The sequence below is a fragment of the Devosia marina genome (assembly GCF_009758415.1).
GTDB lineage: Bacteria > Pseudomonadota > Alphaproteobacteria > Rhizobiales > Devosiaceae > Devosia > Devosia marina.
This window is the reverse complement of sequence record NZ_WQRF01000001.1, coordinates 1541084-1562635: the sequence shown is the minus strand read 5'-3', so window position 1 is coordinate 1562635 and position 21552 is coordinate 1541084. Positions and strand designations below refer to the sequence as shown.

At 59.8% G+C, this 21552-nt stretch carries 16 protein-coding genes; 6 read left to right on the top strand and 10 right to left on the bottom strand.

The genetic code is table 11. From position 1 onward, the window contains the following. Positions 1–363: 363 nt before the first annotated feature. Genes GO014_RS07475 through dgoD form a run of 3 tightly spaced genes read right to left on the bottom strand, consistent with a single transcriptional unit; the run spans position 364 to position 3079 of the window. Complete coding sequence (locus GO014_RS07475) at positions 364–1083, bottom strand: FCD domain-containing protein (protein ID WP_179952933.1); 720 nt, start codon at positions 1081–1083, stop codon at positions 364–366. A 59-nt stretch (positions 1084–1142) separates the two neighbouring features. Beyond that, a complete protein-coding gene (locus GO014_RS07470) occupies positions 1143–1904 on the bottom strand; it encodes an SDR family oxidoreductase (RefSeq protein ID WP_246204404.1) in 762 nt (253 codons plus the stop codon). 2 nt (positions 1905–1906) lie between these two features. Continuing rightward, on the bottom strand, positions 1907–3079 hold the full coding sequence (dgoD, locus tag GO014_RS07465) for a galactonate dehydratase (protein WP_157289695.1): 1173 nt from the start codon (positions 3077–3079) through the stop codon (positions 1907–1909). Between the two features lie 135 nt (positions 3080–3214). Here dgoD and GO014_RS07460 point away from each other — a divergent pair, with 135 nt between their 5' ends. The 6 genes from GO014_RS07460 to GO014_RS19625 all read left to right on the top strand — a co-directional run bounded on the left by GO014_RS07460 (position 3215) and on the right by GO014_RS19625 (position 10525). Further along, complete coding sequence (locus GO014_RS07460; protein WP_210252417.1) at positions 3215–4120, top strand: carbohydrate ABC transporter permease; 906 nt, start codon at positions 3215–3217, stop codon at positions 4118–4120. 2 nt (positions 4121–4122) lie between these two features. Continuing rightward, entirely contained in the window at positions 4123–4968 is an 846-nt protein-coding gene (locus tag GO014_RS07455; protein ID WP_157289694.1) for an ABC transporter permease subunit, read from the top strand. A 34-nt stretch (positions 4969–5002) separates the two neighbouring features. Continuing rightward, entirely contained in the window at positions 5003–6295 is a 1293-nt protein-coding gene (locus tag GO014_RS07450) for an ABC transporter substrate-binding protein (protein ID WP_157289693.1), read from the top strand. 62 nt (positions 6296–6357) lie between these two features. Then, positions 6358–9048, top strand: a complete 2691-nt coding sequence (locus GO014_RS07445; protein ID WP_179952932.1) for a glycoside hydrolase family 2 protein — start codon at positions 6358–6360, stop codon at positions 9046–9048. Next, a complete protein-coding gene (locus GO014_RS07440; RefSeq protein ID WP_157289691.1) occupies positions 9045–10103 on the top strand; it encodes an ABC transporter ATP-binding protein in 1059 nt (352 codons plus the stop codon). The genes GO014_RS07445 and GO014_RS07440 overlap by 4 nt, the downstream gene beginning before the upstream one ends. A 98-nt stretch (positions 10104–10201) precedes the next feature. Continuing rightward, complete coding sequence (locus GO014_RS19625; protein ID WP_157289854.1) at positions 10202–10525, top strand: SMP-30/gluconolactonase/LRE family protein; 324 nt, start codon at positions 10202–10204, stop codon at positions 10523–10525. Positions 10526–10947: 422 nt separating this feature from the next. Here the strand turns inward: GO014_RS19625 and GO014_RS07430 are convergent, their stop codons facing one another. The 7 genes from GO014_RS07430 to GO014_RS19520 form a co-directional block, all read right to left on the bottom strand. Next, a complete protein-coding gene (locus GO014_RS07430; RefSeq protein WP_157289690.1) occupies positions 10948–11622 on the bottom strand; it encodes an ABC transporter ATP-binding protein in 675 nt (224 codons plus the stop codon). After that, on the bottom strand, positions 11619–12824 hold the full coding sequence (locus GO014_RS07425) for an ABC transporter permease (protein ID WP_116589526.1): 1206 nt from the start codon (positions 12822–12824) through the stop codon (positions 11619–11621). The genes GO014_RS07430 and GO014_RS07425 overlap by 4 nt, the downstream gene beginning before the upstream one ends. 4 nt (positions 12825–12828) lie before the next feature. After that, the gene (locus GO014_RS07420; RefSeq protein ID WP_157289689.1) at positions 12829–13926 is read right to left on the bottom strand and encodes an efflux RND transporter periplasmic adaptor subunit; all 1098 of its coding nucleotides are present in this window, start codon (positions 13924–13926) and stop codon (positions 12829–12831) included. 1022 nt (positions 13927–14948) lie between these two features. After that, positions 14949–17009: a glycogen debranching protein GlgX gene (gene glgX / locus GO014_RS07415; protein ID WP_157289688.1), complete on the bottom strand. Its 2061-nt coding sequence runs from the start codon at positions 17007–17009 to the stop codon at positions 14949–14951. Positions 17010–17097: 88 nt separating this feature from the next. Next, positions 17098–19362 (bottom strand): malto-oligosyltrehalose synthase, encoded by a 2265-nt coding sequence (treY, locus tag GO014_RS07410; RefSeq protein WP_157289687.1) that lies wholly within the window; start codon positions 19360–19362, stop codon positions 17098–17100. Further along, positions 19359–21071 (bottom strand): malto-oligosyltrehalose trehalohydrolase, encoded by a 1713-nt coding sequence (treZ, locus tag GO014_RS07405; protein WP_281351144.1) that lies wholly within the window; start codon positions 21069–21071, stop codon positions 19359–19361. Before treZ ends, treY begins: the two co-directional genes overlap by 4 nt. Further along, entirely contained in the window at positions 21071–21412 is a 342-nt protein-coding gene (locus GO014_RS19520; RefSeq protein WP_343030818.1) for a DUF2934 domain-containing protein, read from the bottom strand. The genes treZ and GO014_RS19520 overlap by 1 nt, the downstream gene beginning before the upstream one ends. Positions 21413–21552: the final 140 nt, after the last annotated feature.

Here is a 21552-nt window from a genome sequence, read left to right as displayed (position 1 = left end):
CTATGCGCCAATTTGCATTTGGCGCGATCAGGATAGCTGGCGTCGAACGCCACCGTGGACTTGGGTATGAATAATGCCGCAGCGTTAGTACTCGAAATCGGTAGCAGCTGAACGAACGTCCGCTGTCTGCGTTTTTTCACCACAACTGGACTGGCCGCAGTCGGCCCCGCTTAAGACTCTGGCGTGGAGGACTGTGGGGCAGGGTGCTTCCACCGGGCAGGTGCGCGCCCATTCCTGCCGCTCAGCCGTCCTCGGCTGCCTCTGAAAAGCCGTCCGTCTGCATGCAGGTAGTCAACGTCAATGGCACAAAGCGGTTGGGTCTTTTACACGCGGTGGCGTGCTCCCAAACGCCATGATGAAGTTTCAGGCGAGTCCCAAATCAACCAGAGCGATGCTCAGTAGTCGTGCCATGGAGGCATATGCGCCCTCGCTATCACGCATCCGAATACGCTCTATGACCTCACCATGGTTTGGCAGGGAAGCGCCTGGTTCCTGGGCACGCGATACGGTCAGCCGGAACGAGTATGCCAGCGCTGCGCCGATGGTGTTCGACAGCTGCTGGAAAACGATATTTCCACTGGCCCGCAACAGGGCGGTGTGGAAATCGATGTCCGCCTTGTTGAACGCTTCAAAGTCCTGGGCGGACTTGAAGCGTGTCATTCTTACGAAGGCATCTTCCATCGGCGCAATGCTGGTTGCGGTCGCGCGCAGCGCGGCAAGCCGCGCCGCCGCAGGCTCTATGACCTGACGCGCCTCGATGAGGCTCAGCACCAGTTCCGCGCTCGGTTGCAGTTCCATGGACCAGGCGAGGATATCCGGGTCCAGGAGGTTCCAGTCTTCGCGCGGTCTGACGATGCTTCCAGTTCGCGGGCGCGTGGTCACCATACCTTTGCTATCGAGGACTTTGACAGCTTCACGCACGGCACTACGGCTGACACTGAACTCTTCACAGAGTTCCGGCTCTGATGGCAGTGCCGTGCCTGACGCAAACCTGTTCGACAAGATGCTTTGCGCGAGCGTCTTGACCACGTGACGGTGCACACGAGGTTTTAGAAGGGTCTTTGTGGTCTCGGCGACTGTCACGTCAAGGAGTTCTCCTGCTCTTTCAAATCCATGGCTTGCGGATGCCAATAAGGCAAACGCTAGTCATGATATAGCACCGATCGACCCCCATCGATGGTTATCGTGGCGGCGTTGATGAAAGGCGCCTCATCGCTGGCCAGAAACACGGCCGTCATGGCCACTTCCGCTGGCGTGCCGATGCGCTTTGGCGGGTGCAGGTCGTAGGTGCGCTGCCGTTCGGCTGCGGGGTCAGGAAACGTGTTCCAATATTCGATTGCCAGGTCGGTTTCGATATATCCCGGCGCAATCGCATTCACGCGAATGTTGCGACTGGCGTATTCAATCCCCAGCGAGCGTGTCAGCCCCAGCAGGCCGTGCTTGGCCACCGGGTATGGAAACGTGCCCGGTATGATGGTGAAGCTGTGCGAGGATGCGATGTTGACGATGCTGCCGCCCGATCCGGCCAGCATCGATGGCAGTACCGCGCGGCTCATGCGCCATACCCCTTCCAGGTCCACGGCCATGCATCTCGACCATTCCTCGTCGCTTGTGGCCAATGGCTCGTGAAACACGTTGATGCCCGCATTGTTGACAAGGATATCGATGCTGCCGAAGGTCTTCCTCGTTGCTTGCACGGTGGCATCCACCGACCCCTGATCGGTCACATCCGTTTGCACAAACAGCGCGTTTTCGCCAAGCCTTGACGCCGTGGCCGAGCCCGTCGCCGGATCTCGCTCGGCAATCACGACCTTTGCGCCTTCCCGCGCAAAGGCCTCGGCTATGGCTGCGCCTATGCCTCGGCCCGCGCCGGTGACAATGGCAATCTTGTCCTTGAGCCGCATAACTACCAATCCACAATAGTGCCGTCCGGCAATACCGCATTCTGTGTGTGCAGCACTTCCTGCTTGTAGGGGTGCCGGGCGCATTCGGCCTCGTCCACGACAATACCAAGACCGGGTGCATCAGGCACCTGCCAGCAACCGTCGACCCGACGGATCGGTCCCTGCACGACGTCAAAATACCAAGGCACCGCCCCCACCATCTCTTCCTGAATGACATGGTTTGGCGTCGAGACCGCAAAATGCAGCGCTGCCACGCCGGCGATGGGGCCGAGAGGGTTGTGCGGCGCTACGCCGATGCCCAAGGCCTCGGCGCGCGCGGCGATCTTCTTGGCCTCCATCAGTCCCCCGCAATGGCAGATGTCCGGCTGCACGATGTCAATGGCTCCCGTGGCAAAGAGGGCATCGAAATCCGATCGGTCGATGAGGCGTTCACCAGTCGCCAGAGGCAGGTTGGTTCGACGGGCCAGATTGGCCAGACTCTGGAGGTCCCCTGGCTGTACCGGCTCCTCGATGAACATCGGTCGTCCTGGCGCCAATGCCTCGATATAGGCGAGGGCTGCACCTGCCGAGGCAGGCCGACCGTGAAAATCCACCATGATCTCGATCTCGTCACCAACCGCGGAGCGCAGAGCGTCCATCATCCGGGCAACCTTGTCGATCTGCGGCAAGGGCGCATGGTAATGCGTGTAGGGCACGATGACCGCCTTGAAGGCCGTGTAGCCGTTCTCGACCACTTCCCGGGCCCGCTCTACCAGAAGATCCGCCGAGTCCGTTTCGTATACGGCGCGCATGTCCCCCATGCCCAGATGGGTGTAGACCCCCACACGGTCGCGAACCTTGCCGCCCAGAAGCCTCCAGACCGGCACATCAAGGTGCTTGCCCAGAATGTCCCATAGAGCCAGCTCAATGCCCGAAACCGCGCTCATTCCCACTGCGCCCAGCCGCCAGAAGCTCTGTTTGGTCATCGCCCGATAGGCTTGCTCGATGTCGCGCGGATCGCGCCCCAGCAACAGCGGGGTGAGGTCTTCTATGGCGCCGACAACCGCTCTGGTTTTCCACTCTAGTGTCGCTTCGCCCCAGCCCACCAGTCCTGGCTCGTCCGTGCTCACCTTGACGAACACCCAGTTCCGCATTTCGGCATTTACGACACGCGTTTCGATTGCGGTGATCTTCATGGGCATCTCAATAAATCAGATTAATATGGTAGGGTTTGCCTCTAAATGGGCAATGTGTCAACGGATTTTCGCCCATTGATCATATTGACGTTCATCAATCATCTGATTATAGAAGCGCCAAATGGGAAGGTGATCATGGCAGCAGCGAATGTGAGATCGGGAGTGATGGTTCGGCGCAACAGGGCGTTCTACGCCTCGGTCGCGCCATTCTTTGCGATCTTTGTGGCCTTCTCCATCTTCCCGGTGGTCTTTTCTTTCTATCTCGGCCTGTCGGACTGGGATGGCTTTTCCGAACCGGAATTCGTGGGCCTGGCCAACTATTCGCGTGCCCTTCAGGATCCAGTGTTTCAGAAGGCTATCTGGAACACGCTCTATCTGTGGTTCTGGTCCACCATACTGACGGTCGGCTTGGCACTCGGCCTGGCGGTGATGGTCAACGAGTACGTCCTGGGCGGAAAGACCTATTTTCGCCTGGTCTTTCTCTTGCCGCTGCTCGTTGCCCCTGCCATCGCGGCCATTCTGCTTCGGGTCTTCTTCACGTCAAACGGCGGCATTGTGAACATGCTGGTTGGCGCCGCGCAGGGGCAGCCGAGCTACTTCAACTGGCTTGCTTCCGAATTCTGGATCAAGCCGCTGGTCGTGCTGCTGGTCATCTGGCGATGGACAGGATGGCACATGATTATCTTTCTGGCCGGCCTGCAGTCCATCCCTAGAGACATCTATGAGGCGGCGCGCATGGATGGTGTCGGGCGATGGGCAATATTCTCGCGCATTACGCTGCCTCTGCTGTTTCCCTCGCTTGCCTTCTCGATCATCACCGCGACACTGGGTGGCGTTCAGATGTTCGATGAGCCCTTCGTGCTCACGCAGGGGCAGGGTGGCACCAACAACTCGACCACCACTCTGGGCATGTACCTTTACGCCACGGCCTTCTCGCAATTTGATTTCGGCCTCGGCGCAGCAGTGAGTTGGTACATCTTCGCCGCTGTTGTGGCTTTCACCCTTCTGCACCGGTCCATCACCAAGCGTCTGGGAGCCTGATCGTGAGAAACCTGCTCGCCAACCGGGAAAAGCGGTTCAATCTTGCGGTAACGGTAGCGCTCTTCCTGATGTCGTTGCTCTTCGTGCTGCCCCTCTACTGGACCGCAGTATTTGCGACGCGCACCCTGAGCGAAGTGTTCCAGTTTCCGCCGCCTATCTGGTTCGGTTCGTCAATGCTGGACAACTATGCGCGCATCGAGGCAGTGTTTCCGCCATTCCGGCCGATCATCAACAGCATCATCGTCGCCGTGCCCAAGACGATCGGTCTGGTGCTGGTCAGTGCTCTGGCCGGATATGGTTTCGCTCGCTATGTGCGCGCGCCCGGTCGCGGTTTCCTGCTCGGTGCCACCTTTGCGACCCTGTTCTTCCCGCCATCTCTGGCCCTTATCCCTTTCTTTCTGCAAATGGGTTGGCTGGGCTGGCTCAACACCTTCTGGCCACTGATCGTCCCAGCGGTAGCATCCGGCTTCGGGGTCATCTGGATGTACACCTATATCGGCTCGACCATCCCTCGCGAGCTTTACGAAGCGGCCGAGATGGACGGTGCCAAGGGCTTTGCGACTTTCTTTTTCGTGGTCTTGCCCATTATCCGGCCAGGACTGGCTGCGTTGGCCGTCTGGACCGTGATCGGCACCTGGAACGAGTTCCAGCTTCCGCTGGTCGTCCTGGGGGACGGAACCCTGTTCACAGTGCCGCTGGCGCTCACCACGCTATCGACCACCCACTATACCGACACTCCCGCCGTCATGCTGTCGACATTGATGGGCCTGGTGCCGGTCTTTCTTCTCTTCGCCCTTCTCAGCCGCCAGTTCATCGCGGGCCTGACCTCGGGTGCGGTGAAATCCTGACGAAATCGCTCGTACAATCTAGGGAGGATATTCGATGCGTTTCTTTTCACTCTTGGTAGCGGCGGGTTTGGCCGCCAGCATGGTTCCGGGCGTACTCGCCCAGGAGGCCCAGCTCTACCGGCCGGGCCCCGAGACTTCGGGAACCATTAAGGTCTGGACCTGGCCGAACAACGACCGCACTTTCCAGGCACTCATGCCCGCATTCAACGAGGCGTATCCGAACATCAAGGTTGAGGTGCAGGGGTTCCCCAACGCTGATAACAACTATCTCAATACCGTGCAGCGGGCTCTGTTGAGCAATACCGGCCCGGATGTGGCAATGATCGAAATCGGCGTTCTGGCGCTACTGCGGGAGCGTCCGCAATGGGTCGATCTGTCTCAAGACCCGTATAATGTCGATGACGTCATCGACGATTTTGCTCCCTTCGCCGCAGGCAATGTTACCCTCGACAGCGGCAAGATCGTTGCCTTGCCCAAGCATACCGGCCCAGGCGGTCTCTTCTACCGGCGCGATCTCTTTGAACAGGTAGGCTTGCCCACTGAGCCGACCGAAGTAGAGGCGACCTTCTCGGACTGGGATGTCTTTATCGAGGAAGGCAAGAAGGTCGTCGTGCCGAACGAGCGCTGGCTGCTGGCCAATGGGATGGAAATCCTCTCCACCATGATGGCGCAGAAGGGCGTGAGCTGGTTTGACGCCGAAGGTGAGCTGCAGCTGGACGATCCGATCGTTCTCGAGGCCTTGACGGTTATCGACAAAGCCGCCGATGCGGGACTGATTTCGCCCTTCAATATGTGGTCTCCTGAATGGCAGGGTGCTTTCGGGCGCGGTCAGATCGCCACAATCATGTCAGGCAATTGGTTTGGGGGTCTGCTCAAGCGGGCTTTTGCTCCGGACGATGCTGGCAAGTGGGGCGTGGCCTCGGCGCCGGCGGACGAAACCGGAAACCGTTCCTTCAATGCCGGTGGCGACCATATCGGCATCCTGGAAACGTCCCAGAACAAGGAGGCCGCCTGGGCCTTCGTCAGCTGGATCGTGACGGATGGGGAAAGCCTCCGCCAGCAGTATCAGAACGATGACCTCTACCCTGCCTGGACACCCGCGGGGTCGGCTGAATGGATCAACTTCGAAGATCCATACTACGATGGCCAGAACGTCAACGAAGTGTTCGCGGACGTGCAGGCCAACCTCATCCCGGCAACATTGAACGCAAACGACAATATTGTCGGCTCGGCGATGGAGACCGCCGTGAACAATGTCGTGCAGGGCGTCGCAACACCCGAAGAAGCGCTGGCTCAGGCAAAGACAGAGGTCGCCGCGCGCCTCTAGGCGTCCGCTCAATGGGCGGCGCCGACGGCGCCGCCCGCCCCACATTCAAGAAGAGAACAACTATGCTGCACCGCCTCGATCTTTCGGGCACCTGGTCATTCGCCCTGGACCCGGACAATGTCGGCCTTTCCTCAAAATGGGCCGCAACCACGCTTGGCGACTCCATAGCTCTGCCGGGCAGCGTGGACGAGGCAAGAAAGGCGCCAGCATCGTCGGCAATCACCATGGCGCATCTGAGCCGCCGGCACCCATATGTGGGCAAGGCATGGTATCAGCGGATCATTAAGATCGCCGCCGACCAGAGCCAGCTCTATCATTGGCTCTATCTCGAGCGCCCCCATGGCCAGGTCGATCTGTTCATCAATGGTATAAAGATTGGTCGCGACGAGAGCCTGTCGACGCCCAACCGCTTCTTTCTGGGACGGCTGGCCGAAGGCGAGCACACGGTTACACTGCTCATCGACAACGGACGGTTCGAGGCGGTCGGTGATGCCCACATTGCCGGTGACATGCCAGATGTGGCGCATTCAAAGACCGAGCACACCCAGACCAATTGGAATGGGGTTGTGGGCAGCATTGAGCTTCATTCAGCTGGTGGCGGGATTCACAATCTTGCCGTGGATGCGCCGTCGCGACACCTTCGCATCTGTATGGACCTGGAGGCCTACGACACCAACGCCTTCTGGCCGACCTTCTGGAAAGCCGATGCCACCGACATGGTCCGCTTGTCGTTCTCGATCGCGGGTCAGGACCGTCCTGTCGTTGAGGAGCATGCTGTGTCCATCAGCTCCGCTCTCACCAGCTTGCAGTTTGATGTCGAACTGCCCGAAGCCGCAGGAAATTGGGACGAATTCGATCCCATCGTCCATTCGCTCGTGGTGGAATGGTTCCGGGATGGTCAATTGCTGGATCGGGCCGAAACGCCTTTCGGTATCCGCACGATCCGCAGCCAGGGTCGACACATTCTGCTCAATGACCGTCGCGTGTTTCTTCGCGGCACGCTCGATTGCTGCATTTTCCCGCTCAGTGGCTACCCGCCAACTGACAAGCGGGGATGGCGCAAGGCCTTCGAGACCGCTGCTGCCTATGGCCTGAACCATATACGTTTCCATTCTTACTGCCCGCCAAAGGCGGCATTCGAGGTAGCAGACGAATTGGGTTTGCTTCTGCATGTGGAAACGCCCATCTGGGCCATTCTCGGCGCTGATCCTGCACTTGATCGCTACATCCTGACTGAAGCCGAGCGCATTGTTGCCGAGTATGGCAACCACCCCAGCTTCGTCATGCTGACAGTGGGCAATGAAGTTTATGGCGCACGGATGCATGCCTTCCTTGAGCGCTTTGTCGAATATTGGCAGGCAAAGGATGCGCGGCGCATCTATAGCGGTGGATCGGGATGGCCGACCATCGAACGGGCCAATTATGTGAGCAAGCCCGAGCCCCGCAGCCATCGCTGGGGCGAGGGGCTCAACAGCCGATTGAATGCCCGTCCGCTCGAAACGCGAACCGATTGGTCCGAGTGGGTCCAGAAGGTGCCGATGGCGCTGGTCAGCCACGAGATCGGACAGTGGTGCGTCTATCCCGACCTGCGGGCGATCGACAAATACACCGGCGTTCTGGAAGCGCGTAACTTCATTGTTGTGCGCGATGACCTGGCGGCCAAGTCCATGCTGCCGCTGGCCGACGACTTCACGTTCAATAGCGGGCGCCTGCAGACGATGCTCTACAAGGAGGACATCGAGGCAGCGCTGCGCACCCCCGATTTTGCTGGTTTCCAACTGCTTGGCCTGCAGGATTTTCCGGGCCAGGGCACGGCCCTCGTCGGGGTCGTCGACGCCTTCTGGGACGAAAAGTCCTATGTTTCTCCCCAGGCGTTCCGCGAGTTCTGCGCGCCGACCGTGCCATTGCTGCGGGCCGATGGGTTCGTCGTCGCCCAGGGAAGCGCCTTCACGGCTGACCTGCAGATTGCCCACTATGGTGCCAACAGCCTTCCCGCGGGTCAGGTGACTGTCACTCTGGTCGATAGCAATGGCGGCGAGCGTCGCAAAAGTCTCGTTGACGTCGAAGAACTCAAGACCGGTCAGTTGCACGACCTGGGACCAATCTCGATCGATACGACAGACCTGCCTGACGGACTTTACCAATGCGTCCTCTCCGGCAATGGCTTTGCCAATCGCTATGAGGTCGCCGTATTCGCGGACGCCGCACAGAGGACCCTGGACATCGTGGGTGCTCTGGACGCCACAACGCTCGAACGCATTGAAGAAGGCGCCACGGTCGTGTTCTCGCCTTCACCCGAGACCATCAAGCCGAATGCGGAACTCGGCCACACGACGGTCTTCTGGAACACGCTTTGGACCAAGGGGCAGGCGCCGCATACGCTGGGCCTGATCAACGACATCGATCACCCCATCTTCTCACTGTTCCCCGCCAACAGCCACTCCGGCTGGCATCAATGGGCGCTGACCTACGGTCGCCGCGCCCTCGACATGAAGACACTGGACGCTCGCGCACTCATTCGCGTCATCGATGACTGGAACCAGAATCGAAACCTGGTGCTCCTGGCGGAGGTGAAGATCGGACGCGGCCGCCTGCTATTGAGCGCCTGTGACCTCACAGCGGACAACGAGCACCTGGTTGCCCGGGCCCTTCGCAACGCCGTGGCCGGCTATCTCGAAGATGGCAGCTTCGCAAATGCGCCCAGTGCCTCGGTTGATGAACTCACAAGCTGGTGGGAGGACATACGAGCATGAGCGAGATCTCTCTAAAGGGCGTCCGAAAGAGCTTCGGTCAAACCGAAGTCGTGCATGGGGTCGATCTGGAAATCGCCTCCGGGGAGTTCTGCGTCTTCGTTGGTCCTTCCGGTTGCGGCAAGTCAACCTTATTGCGCATGATCGCGGGCCTCGAAGATATCTCTGCGGGCAGCGTCAGCATCGACGGCGACATGGTCAACGAGGTGGAGCCATCGGCACGCGGCTTGTCCATGGTCTTCCAGTCCTACGCGCTGTATCCGCACATGTCGGTGCGCGACAATATGAGCTTTGGTTTGCGCATGACAGGCACGCCAAAGGCTGAGGTGGCACGGCGGGTCACAGAGGCAGCGCGCATCCTGCAGCTTGAGCCGCTGCTTGCCCGCAAGCCGAGTCAATTGTCTGGTGGCCAGCGTCAGCGCGTCGCCATCGGCAGAGCAATCGTTCGCCAGCCCAAGGCGTTCCTGTTCGACGAACCATTGTCGAATCTGGATGCCGAGTTGCGCGTGGCCATGCGGGTGGAAATCGCCAAGCTCCACCAGGATCTGAAGTCCACGATGATCTATGTCACGCACGATCAGGTCGAGGCGATGACCCTGGCCGACCGCATCGTCGTGCTACGTGCGGGCCGGATAGAACAAGTGGGTACACCGGTAGAATTGTACTCGGACCCGGCAAACCTGTTCGTTGCCGGCTTCATCGGATCTCCGCGGATGAACCTCATCCAGGCTCAATACCATGCTGGCGTGGTCAGAATCGGTGAAACTCAGTTTTGCCCGACCATCGAGACCCAGATGGCGGATGGACCGGTCACGATCGGAATTCGCCCCGAGCAATTCAGTTGCGATACGTCGCTTGCGCTTTCTCTGCGACTGTCCGTCGAAGTCGCTGAAAACCTGGGTGCGACTTCAGTGCTGCACGGGCGATTGCCCGATGGTCAGATCATCTTGGTCGAGCAGCGCGGCAAGCACCGTTCAAGTGCCGGAGACCAAATCGATATCAGTTGTGACCCCAGCGAGATCCTTATGTTCGATAAAGATGGGCAAAGGGTTCGATGATATCGATCGAATTGGTTCTGGGTTGCCGCAATGGGGTGGGTGAAAGCCCTTTTTGGGTCGCCGCCGAGCAGAGTCGCTGCTGGACGGTTCCACATTGACTGCGGACAATATCCTTATCAAACGCGCTCGCGGGTGGTGGTGGGCTGGCCCTGCTGGAACCCGGCACGGGGTCGCTTGCAAACTTCATCGGATTACCGATGCATCGCCCAATAGTATGTGCTTTCGGCGGCCAAGAGCTCAGTACGCTGTTTGTGACATCTGCCCGGTTTGGACTGGACGCATGCCTCCATGCAGTCATCCCCGGAACAGGGTCGCACTCTCGCTATTCGCGGATTTGGCAAAGGCATGCCGACCGACGAATTCGGATAGTTGCCTGCAACGACCAAGGTGCTCGTACGCCTGCGGTGAGCAGCACGGGGTAAACGCAACATGCGATTTCCCGAGACTGCAAGGCGCCCCAACCCACACTTGGAAGGCTGCAACTAACGTTGACTCTGGAGACGCTCAGGCTGGCTCGCGGCCCCTTTTTCGCTGTCGGCGTGTCCGCCTCTCCGCAAGCACTCTAAATCGCAGCCAGACCGCTACCGGCCCCGCTGGAGGCGCTAGCGAGGAGAGTTGTGCGGCAGGGGTAGTTCTCCCAAGGCTGCACGTCGCTGGCTGACGAACTGTTCGTCATATTCGTTCTCCCCGATGGCCGATATTGGCCAAAGTAGAATGAAAATGGGTATCTCACAATATGACCCCGCCGCCAGAGGTCGGCCGGCGAGGAATGCCGGTCGGCAAGTTGGCGCCAAGCGTCCCCCTTTCCCTTGGGCGCGGTCACAGCCCTTGGTTGCGGAACGGTTCAGCCTACGCTGCCATCCAGCACACGGATCTGCCGGCGGCAGATTTCGGCGATCCTTTCGTCATGAGTCGAGATCAGAAAGCTGGTCTCTTCCTGGCGATTGATTTCCCCGATCAGGTCCATCACTTGCGTGGCCGACTCCCTGTCGAGATTTCCGGTTGGCTCGTCGGCAAGGACCAGCTCGGGCTGGTTCATCAGTGCACGCGCAATTGCCACCCGCTGCTTCTGTCCGCCAGAAAGCTGGGTGGCCAGATATTCCATGCGGTTGCCAAGCCCGACCCGGTCCAGCAATTCGCGTCCACGCGCCCGCGCTGCCGCGGTTTCGCGCCCCGCCTTCACAGCGGTTGGAAAGATGACGTTCTCCAAGGCCGTGAAATCGGGCAGCAAGTGATGGAACTGGAAGACGAAGCCGATGTGGCGGTTGCGAAACTCGGTGAGTTCGCGATCATCTGCCGAGGTCAGATCCTGGTCCAGCATGAGGTGCTGCCCCGATGTCGGCTTCATAAGCGTTCCCAGAATAGTCAGCAGCGTGCTCTTGCCAGAACCCGACGGGCCCAACAGGGCCGCCAATTCTCCGGTGTCCAGTGTCAGGTTGAGACCCTTGAGGACAGGGGTTGCCGTATCGCCTTCCCCATAGGTTTTAACCAGATCTCGAACTTCCACCAGCGTGCTCATTGGCCGATCACCGAGACCGGGTCGACACGGGCAGCGGCCCGGGCGGGAAGAATGGATGCCAGAATGGCGCCGATCGTGGTCAGTGTTATGGCCAGATCATAGGCGCCTTGTCGGACGTCTATGGGCAACCCCCCTTGCGGTGCTACTTCCGGTAAAGGAAAGGGAGAAAGGGCCGCATATCCCAGTCCGGCGCCTATAAGTCCGCCAAGCAGACCAATCATGGTGCCCTGGGTCACAAAGACGAAGATTACAAAGCCTTGGGTGGCCCCCATCGCGCGCATGATGCCAATTTCGGGCCGTCTTCTGTAGGTCGACAGCAGCAGCGCGCTGGCTACGCCGATCACGATGGTAATCAGTGCAAATCCCTTGATGAGATTGCCCGAATTGGCCTGCGCCCTCAGGCCATCCAGCAATTGGGCGTTGCCCTCCGTCCAGGGCTTGGCCTCAAGGCCGGTATCGGCTGCCAGTTGGCGCGCATAGTTCTCCGCCTGATTGAGGTCGTCGAGCTTGATTTCTAGACGTGAGATCCCTTGGGGAGCGTCGAACAGCGTTCGTGCGACAGAAAGGCTGACAAAGGCCGAGCGACTATCCAGCGCGTCCAAACCAAGTTCGAATAGGCCACCAACAACCAGTGGCAGTTCGAGCCCGTTGGCGGAGCGAAGGCGCACCACCTGCCCGACACGCAACCCCAGGTCCTCAGCCAGGCTTGTCCCCAGAAGCACATTGGAACTGTTGAGGTCGGTGCTGCCTGCCCGGATGTTCCTGCCGATATTGGCAATCGCAGAGACTTTGTCCGGCTGCACGCCAGTGACGCCCACGGGTGCTGTTGCCTGACCCCGCACCAGAAATCCGTTGCCTACGATTTGGGGCGACACTGCCGACACTCCGGGTGTCGCCTCGATCAGCGGGATGAAGGCATCTGCCGTGCGCAACAGTTCTAGCTGTGTGGTGTCACGCTGCCGAACAATAAGCAGGCCAGAATTCTCGGGCAGCAACGCGCTGGCGTCACGGCTGGGCGCTTCCATGGTCACATGCGCTATGTCGCCGACGGTGCGTTGCACCAAAAATACCGCAAGCCCTCCGATCAGGGCGCTCATGAATATGAAAACGAACACGCCAACGGCGACGCCCGTGATGAGCAACCCAGTTTGTGCCTTGTTTGCCGTCAAATAGCGCGTAGCGATCTTGAGACCGTAGAGCATAGGCCTACTCCGCAACCGCCAACTGGCCCGGAACCACGCTCGAGGGATTGAGCACCACAACATCGCCTGGTTCAATTCCATCGGTCACCATGACCCGTTCGGCCGGCCAGTCCGCGAAATTGATGACCTGCTCGCGGATCACGCCGTCTTCAAGAAGTAACAGATGGCTTTGCGTGCCCGCCGTCACGATTGCTCCCCTCGGCACGGAAATGGCCGAGTCTATCTCAGACACGATAATGTTGGCGTTTACGGTCAGTCCGACAGGCAGATCGACCGGGGTGCCAAAAGCAATTTTGATCGCCCGTCCGCCCGTGGTCGTATCGACAGTGGGGGAGGTAAATACGATTGTTCCTTCTTGAGCGACAGTATTGCCGGCTGGCCTGAGCAGGACATCGAGGCCGTTGGAAATGCGAGAGGAATACAACTCGTCGACGTTTGTCTCGACCAGCAGTTCGCTGAGGTCAGCGACAGTGTAGAGATTGGTCTGTGTAGCCACCAATTGTCCGCGATCAATGGACCGATCCAGCACAACCCCGTCGATTGGTGATTTGATCGTATATTGCTCCAACTGACTTCTGGCCTGGTCGAGCGCGGCTGCAAGGCGCGACACTTCATTGCTGGCCTCAGTCAGCGCAAGTTCAGCGTCTTCGCGAGTGGAGCGCGGCGTATTTTCGCCTAGGGCTCGCGCGCGTGCCGCATTAGCCTCGGCCTGTTGCTGGCGCACCAAGCCGGCATCCAGCGCGGCTTGCGCTTGTTCGAGCAGCGCGCGAGGTTGGGCAGTATCGAGTTGCACCAACACCTCGTTGGCGCTCACGCTTTCCCCCTCGCCTGCTCCGACTGAGACAGCCATCCCTGAGACAGCGGAGCGAACCTGGATGGTTTCACGCGCCACAACTCTGCCATTCACCGCCAAAGCCTGTATTAGCTGGTCCTGTTCGGCTATCTCGACGCTGACGCGGACGGGTTTTTCCTCCCACGGGCGTTCCAAGTAGGCATAGGCAGAAACGGCAGCGACCAGCAAAAAGCCCGCCACCATCCAGCCGAAGCGCCTCTTGCGACGCCCGCTGACTTGGGTGCCGGGAGTTTTTTGGTTCGATGCCATAACTTATGTCTCGTGATTGCTCTGAATCACTACGGCGTTGGTGCGCAACCAGATTTGATTGCATCCATCCCGATGGATGTTTCCTTCATCCCTGCGCGAGGCGCACAAACCCCTACCGTTGTTCGGCCATTCCCGGGCGGTGTCAGCCAAAGACCTTGACGGCATGATCTGCGGCGTCAACCCGAGTCCTGGGAGCATGGCCATATCCACCAGCACACCGCTTTCTCATTGGAAACACGACGAACCCCAGGTGGCACCAAGGCGACGAATGGGGTGAGAATTCCTGCTTTGCCGAGGATATGGTCGCCTGGGTTTTGGTTCCCGTGGCGCCGCCAACGTTCTGGGCAAGAGCAAGTCCATGGCCAATCGGTACCTCAAGGAGCTGGAGGACCGTGGCCTTCGTGCGCCAGTGGGAAAGCGCTTATTATCAGACTCGGATGACGGTGGAATGGTATTTGACGGATGCGCGGACCGACGTCACTGGCGAAACACCCACCCATCTTATTCCCAATTGGCCGAGCATCGAAAATCAAAGGCCAGTCCCACCAGTGGCTCGACCAGTCCGACCAGTGGGCCAGAAACAGAAACTTCCAGCGAGTTCGGCCTGCCACAGTCCAACCTGTGGGACTAAAACGACAAATAATGGCAAGGCGGGTGTTTGGGTGCGGGTGTTCGAGGAACTGGCCGCCAGACCCCCAGATTCTATGCAATTCATCGGCTCTTCAATCATCCGAGCCCACCAGCACGCGGCCACTGTTAAGAGGGGGCGGATCACGCCATCGGCCGTTCTCCTGGAGACCTGATCACCATAATCAATGCCATGGTCGACGCGAATGGACTGCCTGTCGCAATCACTTTGGCATCCGGTCTGGCCTCAGACAATGCGGCCGTTCTCGCTCTTCAGGCAACACGAGAGGTGGTCGGCGACATGGTCGCGGATCGCGGCCATCTAAGCGGAGCGATCATCCACTTACTGGCCCGAGCACGTCCCAACGCATCCATCCACGTCCGCCCGAAGGGGTTCAGCGCCCGTAAACCTGGACCCCCTGCCATGGCACCGCGACTGATCCAGACTCGGGAGTGGTCTCCACGAATGACCGCTCTGTTGTATCAATATGCCGTGTCCAGGAGCCCTCGGGCAGCAGGAATTGGCGGTCGTCGCCCGCGTTGAGCACGATGAGCAGTTCCGGGTCGAGCGGGAAGACGATCTTCAGGCCGAAGCATCTCAATTCGGCGTCTTCCCAATCGGCGTCTCCCATGGCTCTGCCATCGGGGTGGAGCCATTCCAGCACCGGATTCTCGTCAGGGCCATCGTTCTGCGCGACGCCGAAACGGGCGCGGGACAGGCTCGTCTCCCTGCGCAACTTGCTCAGCACCGAGACGGCCTCAATCAGTTCCGATCGCGCCTTGCTCCAGTCGAGCCAGCTGATCTCATTATCCTGGCAATAGGCGTTGTTGTTCCCACTCTGGCTATTGCCGAATTCGTCTCCTGCAAGGATCATCGGTACGCCCTGACTAAGCAGAACGGTAGCCAGCATGGCTTTGGCCCGGCGCAGCCTGGCTCGCAGGATGGCTTCGTCCTCGGTCTCGCCCTCTGCGCCCATATTGTCCGACAGGTTGTGGTCGTGACCGTCATTGTTGTCTTCGCCGTTGGCCTGGTTGTGCTTCTCGTTGAAACTCAGGGTGTCCCAAAGCGTGTAGCCATCGTGGGCGGCAACGAAATTTATGCTTGATGTGGCCGGGCGGTGGCTGTGGTTAAACTGGACGGGCGAACCTGACAGGCGTTCGGACATTGCCGCGATCCGGCCCGGATCCTTGCGCCAGAATGCCCGCGTATCGTCGCGGAACTTGTCGTTCCATTCCCGGAACGGCCAACGATAGCCGCCGACCTGGTAGCCCCCGTCACCAATGTCCCAAGGCTCGGCAATCAGCTTGACCCCGGCCAGCACTGGATCCTGTCGCAAGGCGTTGAAGAATGAGCCATCACGCTCGAAGCCCTCCGATTCCCGGCCCAGGGTTGAAGCAAGGTCGAAGCGGAACCCGTCGACATGCATGGCCTGCACCCAATAGCGCAGGCTGTCGAGCACCATACGCAGAACCATGGGATGGGCGACATTGAGCGTATTGCCGGTACCGGTCGTGTCAAAACTGTGCCGAGGGTTTTCGGGCGATAGTAGATAGTAGCTGGCGTTGTCGATGCCGCGGAAGGAAAGGGTCGAGCCCAGTTCGTTGCCTTCACAGGTATGGTTGAACACCACGTCGAGGATAACCTCGATGCCGGCGGCATGAAATTTGCGGATGGCTTGCTTCACTTCGCGGATCTGACCGGTGTGCAGATAGCGCGCGTGCGGGGCGAAGAAGGAAAGGGTGGAATAACCCCAATAGTTTGAGAGCCCTTTCTCGACCAGGTAGCGATCATTGGCGAAGGCGTGCACCGGCAGCAGTTCGATGGTGGTTGCGCCGATCTTGTGCAAATGCTCGATGATGGGATCGCTCGCCAGCCCCTGGAAGGTGCCGCGCAGATCTTGCGGGATATCGGGATGCAGCATGGTGAGGCCACGCACATGCCCTTCGTAGATCACCGTGTCCTGCCAGCGGGTTCGCAGGGCCCGGTCGGTGTCCCAGTCGAATGCCGGATCGGCAACAACGCCCTTGGGCATGAATGGGGCGCTATCGCGCTCATCAAAGCTCAGGTCATCCTCGCCGATTGTATAGCCATGCAGAGCGTCGTCCCAGACGATCTCGCCCTTGAGTTCACGGGCATAGGGGTCGAGCAGCAGCTTGTTGGGGTTGAAGCGATGGCCCTCTTCGGGGGCATAGGGACCATGCACGCGGTAGCCATAGACCTGGCCGGGCTTGATGCCAGGAAGATAACCGAACCAGATGCCGCCTTCCATGGCCGGCAGATCCAGGCGGTGGATTTCATTGGCTCCCGACTTGTCAAACAGACACAGCTCGACCCGCTGAGCGTGCTCGGAGAACAGGGCGAAATTGGTGCCCTCGCCCATGAACTCCGCGCCCAGGATATCAGGCCGGCCGGCGTGATGATCAAAGGTCGGCTTGGGGTTTTGCGCTTTACGCATTGGAGTGGTTCCTGGGGTGGAGCGGGTTGGGTCCGCTGGAGAGTTGCTTGTGAACGTGGATGACTCCACGCCAGTTCCGGCAGGTCGGCTATGTGGCGGACATTTCGGTGTCCCATCCGACAAAGATCACCTTACGGTTGATCTCGGTGTGCCAGATCGGCTCGATAATGGCAGGCAGATCAGTGGAGAAACCGGCAACCAAAGCCCGCTGCCCGTCGCTCCGGCGCAACAAGACGCTGTTCGGGTTGAGAACGACCTTGCTCGCTGCCCGCTCGAGGAATTTGCGTTCGGTCTTGCGCAACCCAAGCAGTTCACGGGTCAGGTTCATCTTGGCTGTGGCGATCGGGCTACTGACGGTGCCGGCGGCTAAGCTCCCCCAGTCCACAGGGCGTCGGTTGTCCGGGTCGGTCAACGCAAGCAAGACGGTTTCGCTGCCGCGATAAAAGTCGGGAAAGCCCGGCAGGAGAGCCTTAAGGGCAAGCTGGGTGAGGATCAGCGTGTCCGCGCTCGACACCAACTGCTCGAGTTCGATCGGCAGAGTGTCGCGCCATAGCGCAACCGCCGCATGGGCAAAAGCGATGGCCTTGTTCTCAGCATCCTCGTTGGGCTTGGTCCAGAAACTGGCTTGCTTGGCTTCACGCATGGCCTTGCGAATGTGATCGCGCAAACGCTCGTCGAGATGCGCGTCGGCTGGGTCCCAAATGGCCAGACAGGTCTGGATAATGTACCAGCGCCAGGCGGGGGTGACCTCGGCAGCTTCGCGTAGCTCGCAGGCCCGAAGGTAGAGGGCCTTGAACCCCTCCGGCTGATGGCTGATTGCCACCATGCGCATGCGCGAGTCCTCGGAACGCTTGGTGTCGTGCGTCGAACTCAGGTTCATGTCCCAAGGGGTTCGACCTGACAGGAACTGGTCGGCCTCCCGTTGATCCACGGTCGGCTCGGCCGGTTCGGCGCCGACTTCGTTGGCAGCCAGGTAGCGTGACCACCGGAAGCCGGCGGTATCTTCCTGCGCCTTGGCAAGCAGAGCGCCAGACACCTGCTGGAAACGCAAGGCGAAGGTCCGCGCCTGCGCTGTATCTGGCGACTGCATGAGCGAGGCCACCGCCTTAACGCCGACCTCCGAACGCAGGCCCCTTGCTGCCGTTTCGCTCATTCGGGTGACGATGGCGTGGTCAGCTTCCTCGATGCCGTTGCTGTCTATATAGGTCCGGTAGCGTGGCACGGCCCCGAGCAGGGCCATGACAGCTTCCCGCAGCGTCTCGGGACCCGGTTCTGCGAGCGGTGAGGCCTGGAGCGCAGCGGCAGCCAAGGCGACGAGCTGGTGCAGTTCAGCCGCGAGTTCGAACTCGAGGATGTCTTTCTTGGCTCGGGTCAGCGCCTGCGGAAAACTGTCTGGCTCCTGGACCAGATCGCGCCAGATTTGATCCAGTTCTTCAATACCCTGGCTGTGCGTAAGCGCGCGCGCCAGCAGACGGGCAGATTCGTAACCGGTCGTGCCCACCGTGTTCCAGTTTTCGGGCAGGCGTTCTTCGCCCACCAGAATTTTTTCGACCCATATGGGCGTGCCGGGGAGCGCTTGCGACAATCGTTCGAGATAAGCGGCCGGGTCGGCAAGTCCATCGATATGGTCCACGCGCAAGCCATCGACCAATCCAGCCCGGACCAGGTCCAGCGTCAGGGCATGGGTATCATCGAAGACCTCGGGATCCTCGACGCGCATGCCGATCAAGCTTGTGATGTTGAAAAAGCGACGGTGGGTAATTGAATCGCGTTCGGCTTCCCAGTGTCTGAGGCGCCAATGCTGCTGCTCATGCAGCTTTCGCAACGCGTCAGTTTCAGTGACGTCTTCACGCGCCGTCTCCGCAAGGGGAATCTGCGTTTCGTCGAAGACGAAATAGCCGCCATTTGCGCTGAAGCGGCCGGCGGCCAGCATTTGCTCGAAAGGTTGGGGCAGAATGGGCAATACCAGCGGCCCCGCATTCCAATCGATATCGAAATGCCTGGCATAGGCGCTGTTCTTTCCCTCCCTTAGCACCTCCTGCAGCCAGGGATTCTCCAAGGTGAAAGCGGTGTGGTTCGGAACGATGTCGAGCACGATCCCCAGTCCTGCTCGCCTTGCGGTCGCCACAAGACGTTCAAATGCCCGTCGCCCACCCAATGCGGGATCAATCTGATTCGGATTGATGACATCGTAGCCATGGGTAGAGCCGCTCGATGCGGTGAAGATCGGGGAGAGGTAGAGATGGGACATGCCCAGACCAGCGATATAGTCGACATGCCGGGCAAGATTGTCGAAGTCGACGCCCTCCCGCAACTGTACCCGGTATGTGGCGGTCGGGGCCGAGTGCATCATGTCAATTTGCTCCAGACGGCAAGGGCGTAGGGATCGCGTTTGAGGTCGAAGAGCGCGAAGTCGGGCGCGCGCGCCCTTGGCGCGTGCCGACCTACCTCTCCAAAATTGAGATCAACAATCAACTCGCCCGCCTCGAACTGCCAGTGCACAGTCAAGGCCTTGTCGCCGACGACGTGAGCCGCACTATGCTGGCGCGAGGTCGCGGTCAGCGGGAATATACAGGCCTTACGAAATGCGAGGACCTGCTGAGTGAGCCGCAGCCAGTCATCAGCGGCCGGAGATGAGGACCAATCCAGCCGGGAGCGCCGGAGGGTTGCCGGATCGATAGGGTCGGGTACCGCCTCTCCAAGTGCGGCGATGCCCGCGAATTCCTCGGCCCGCCCCTGGCGCACCGCTTCAGCAAGATCCCCCTCGTAGTGGGCGAAGAACTGGAATGGAGACACGGCGCCGCGTTCCTCGCCCATGAATATCATGGGCGTGTAGGGAGCAGTGAGCAGTAAGGCGTATGCCGTCTTTACGGCGCTTTCGTCCGCCAGCGCCAGCAGCCGTTCACCTTGGGCGCGGTTGCCGACCTGATCATGGGTCTGGATGGCATTGACAAAGCTGGTGACCGGCAAATGGGCGCAGTCCGAACCGCGTGGCGTGTCGAGCCCAACTCGCGGCTGGCCTTCCTCGATATGTCCACGCTCCAACGCCCGAACCAGATCTGCAATCGGGTCGTGTGCGAAAGAGACATAGTAATCCTGGCTTTCGCCGGTCAGGCTTGTATGCACCGCATGGTGGAAATCATCGTTCCAACTGGCGGCATAAAGCCCCGACTCGCGCAAAGTGGGCTCGTTACGTTCATCCTCGACGATGAGATGGAGCGGCCTGCCCAAGTCCAGTTTCCGGACAGCCTGGCCCAATTCCATCATGAACTCCGGCGCCCCTTCGCCCTGGATTTGATGCACCGCATCGAGCCGCAGCCCGTCGAGCCGGTACTCGTTTAGCCACATAAGGGCGCAATCGATCCAGAACTGACGCACCGCTTTCTGCGAGAAGTCGATGGCAGCGCCCCAGGGTGTGTGCCGGTCCGGGTCGAAAAATTCCGGCGCAATCGCGTGGAGATAGGCGCCGTCTGGACCGAAATGGTTCATGACCACGTCAAGAATGACGCATAGCCCGTGGCTCTGCGCGGTATTGACGAGATGCCTCAGATCGTTGGGTGTGCCGTAGCTTGGATGTGGGGCAAAGGGCAGCACCCCGTCATAGCCCCAGCCTCGCGACCCGGGAAACTGGCTGATCGGCATGATCTCGATTGCGGTGAAACCGAGCTTTGCCAATTCCTCCATCTTCTCGGCCGCGGCGCGGAATGTTCCGGTCGGTGCAAAGGTGCCTATGTGTAGTTCGTAAAGGACATATTCATTGAAGGGGCGACCTTTCCAGGAAGGTGACCACTCGAAATCCACGCCCGAAACAAGGCGTGAAGGCCCGTGGACGTCCGAGACCTGCAGGCGGCTGGCCGGATCGGGATAGCGTTCGTCGTCAACGATGAAGCTGTAGTCCTCACCTTCTTCAGCAGTGAAGGCCGCTTCCCAGAAACCATTGTCGCTACGAAGGAGGGGGATGGGCCGCTCTCTCCCATTTTCAACGGCCACCATGCTGGCGGAAGGCGCCCATAATCCGGCCCGCCACTGAGCGCCTATCCGCTTTACACCCCAATGTGACATCAGGAATGGCCTTTCGGCAAAGCGGGGGGTGGCTCTTGAATCATTTCGTCAGCTTGTCTTTCGCGCAGGCAACGATCGAGGGCTTCAAACCAGTATTGTTGTTCCTGACCAACGGGTCGACCAGCTTGTTCCCATAGAAAGTACGCGGTTTCACGTACCCGGAGCTCGAAAAGGGGATCGACCCAAGGGTCCGGTGCGGCATTCTGCATCAGCTTTCTCCAAATGCACATCGGTAATGCGGGAAAGCGCGTTTCGCTCCATTGAATGGGAAGCTGGTGGCCCTGGTGCAGCGCAATGGCTATCGCGAACGCGACGTGCAGACGCCGCAGCTTTTCGAGCACAACTGCCACTGTCCCCAACAGGCCCAGAAAACCTCCAGGCAGAAATGCGCGTTGGTCACAGGACTGCGTGATAGGACAGTTTCGCCTCCGGCCGGCCACATCGCGGACGGTATTCGAGACGGAGAGGTTCGCCACGACGT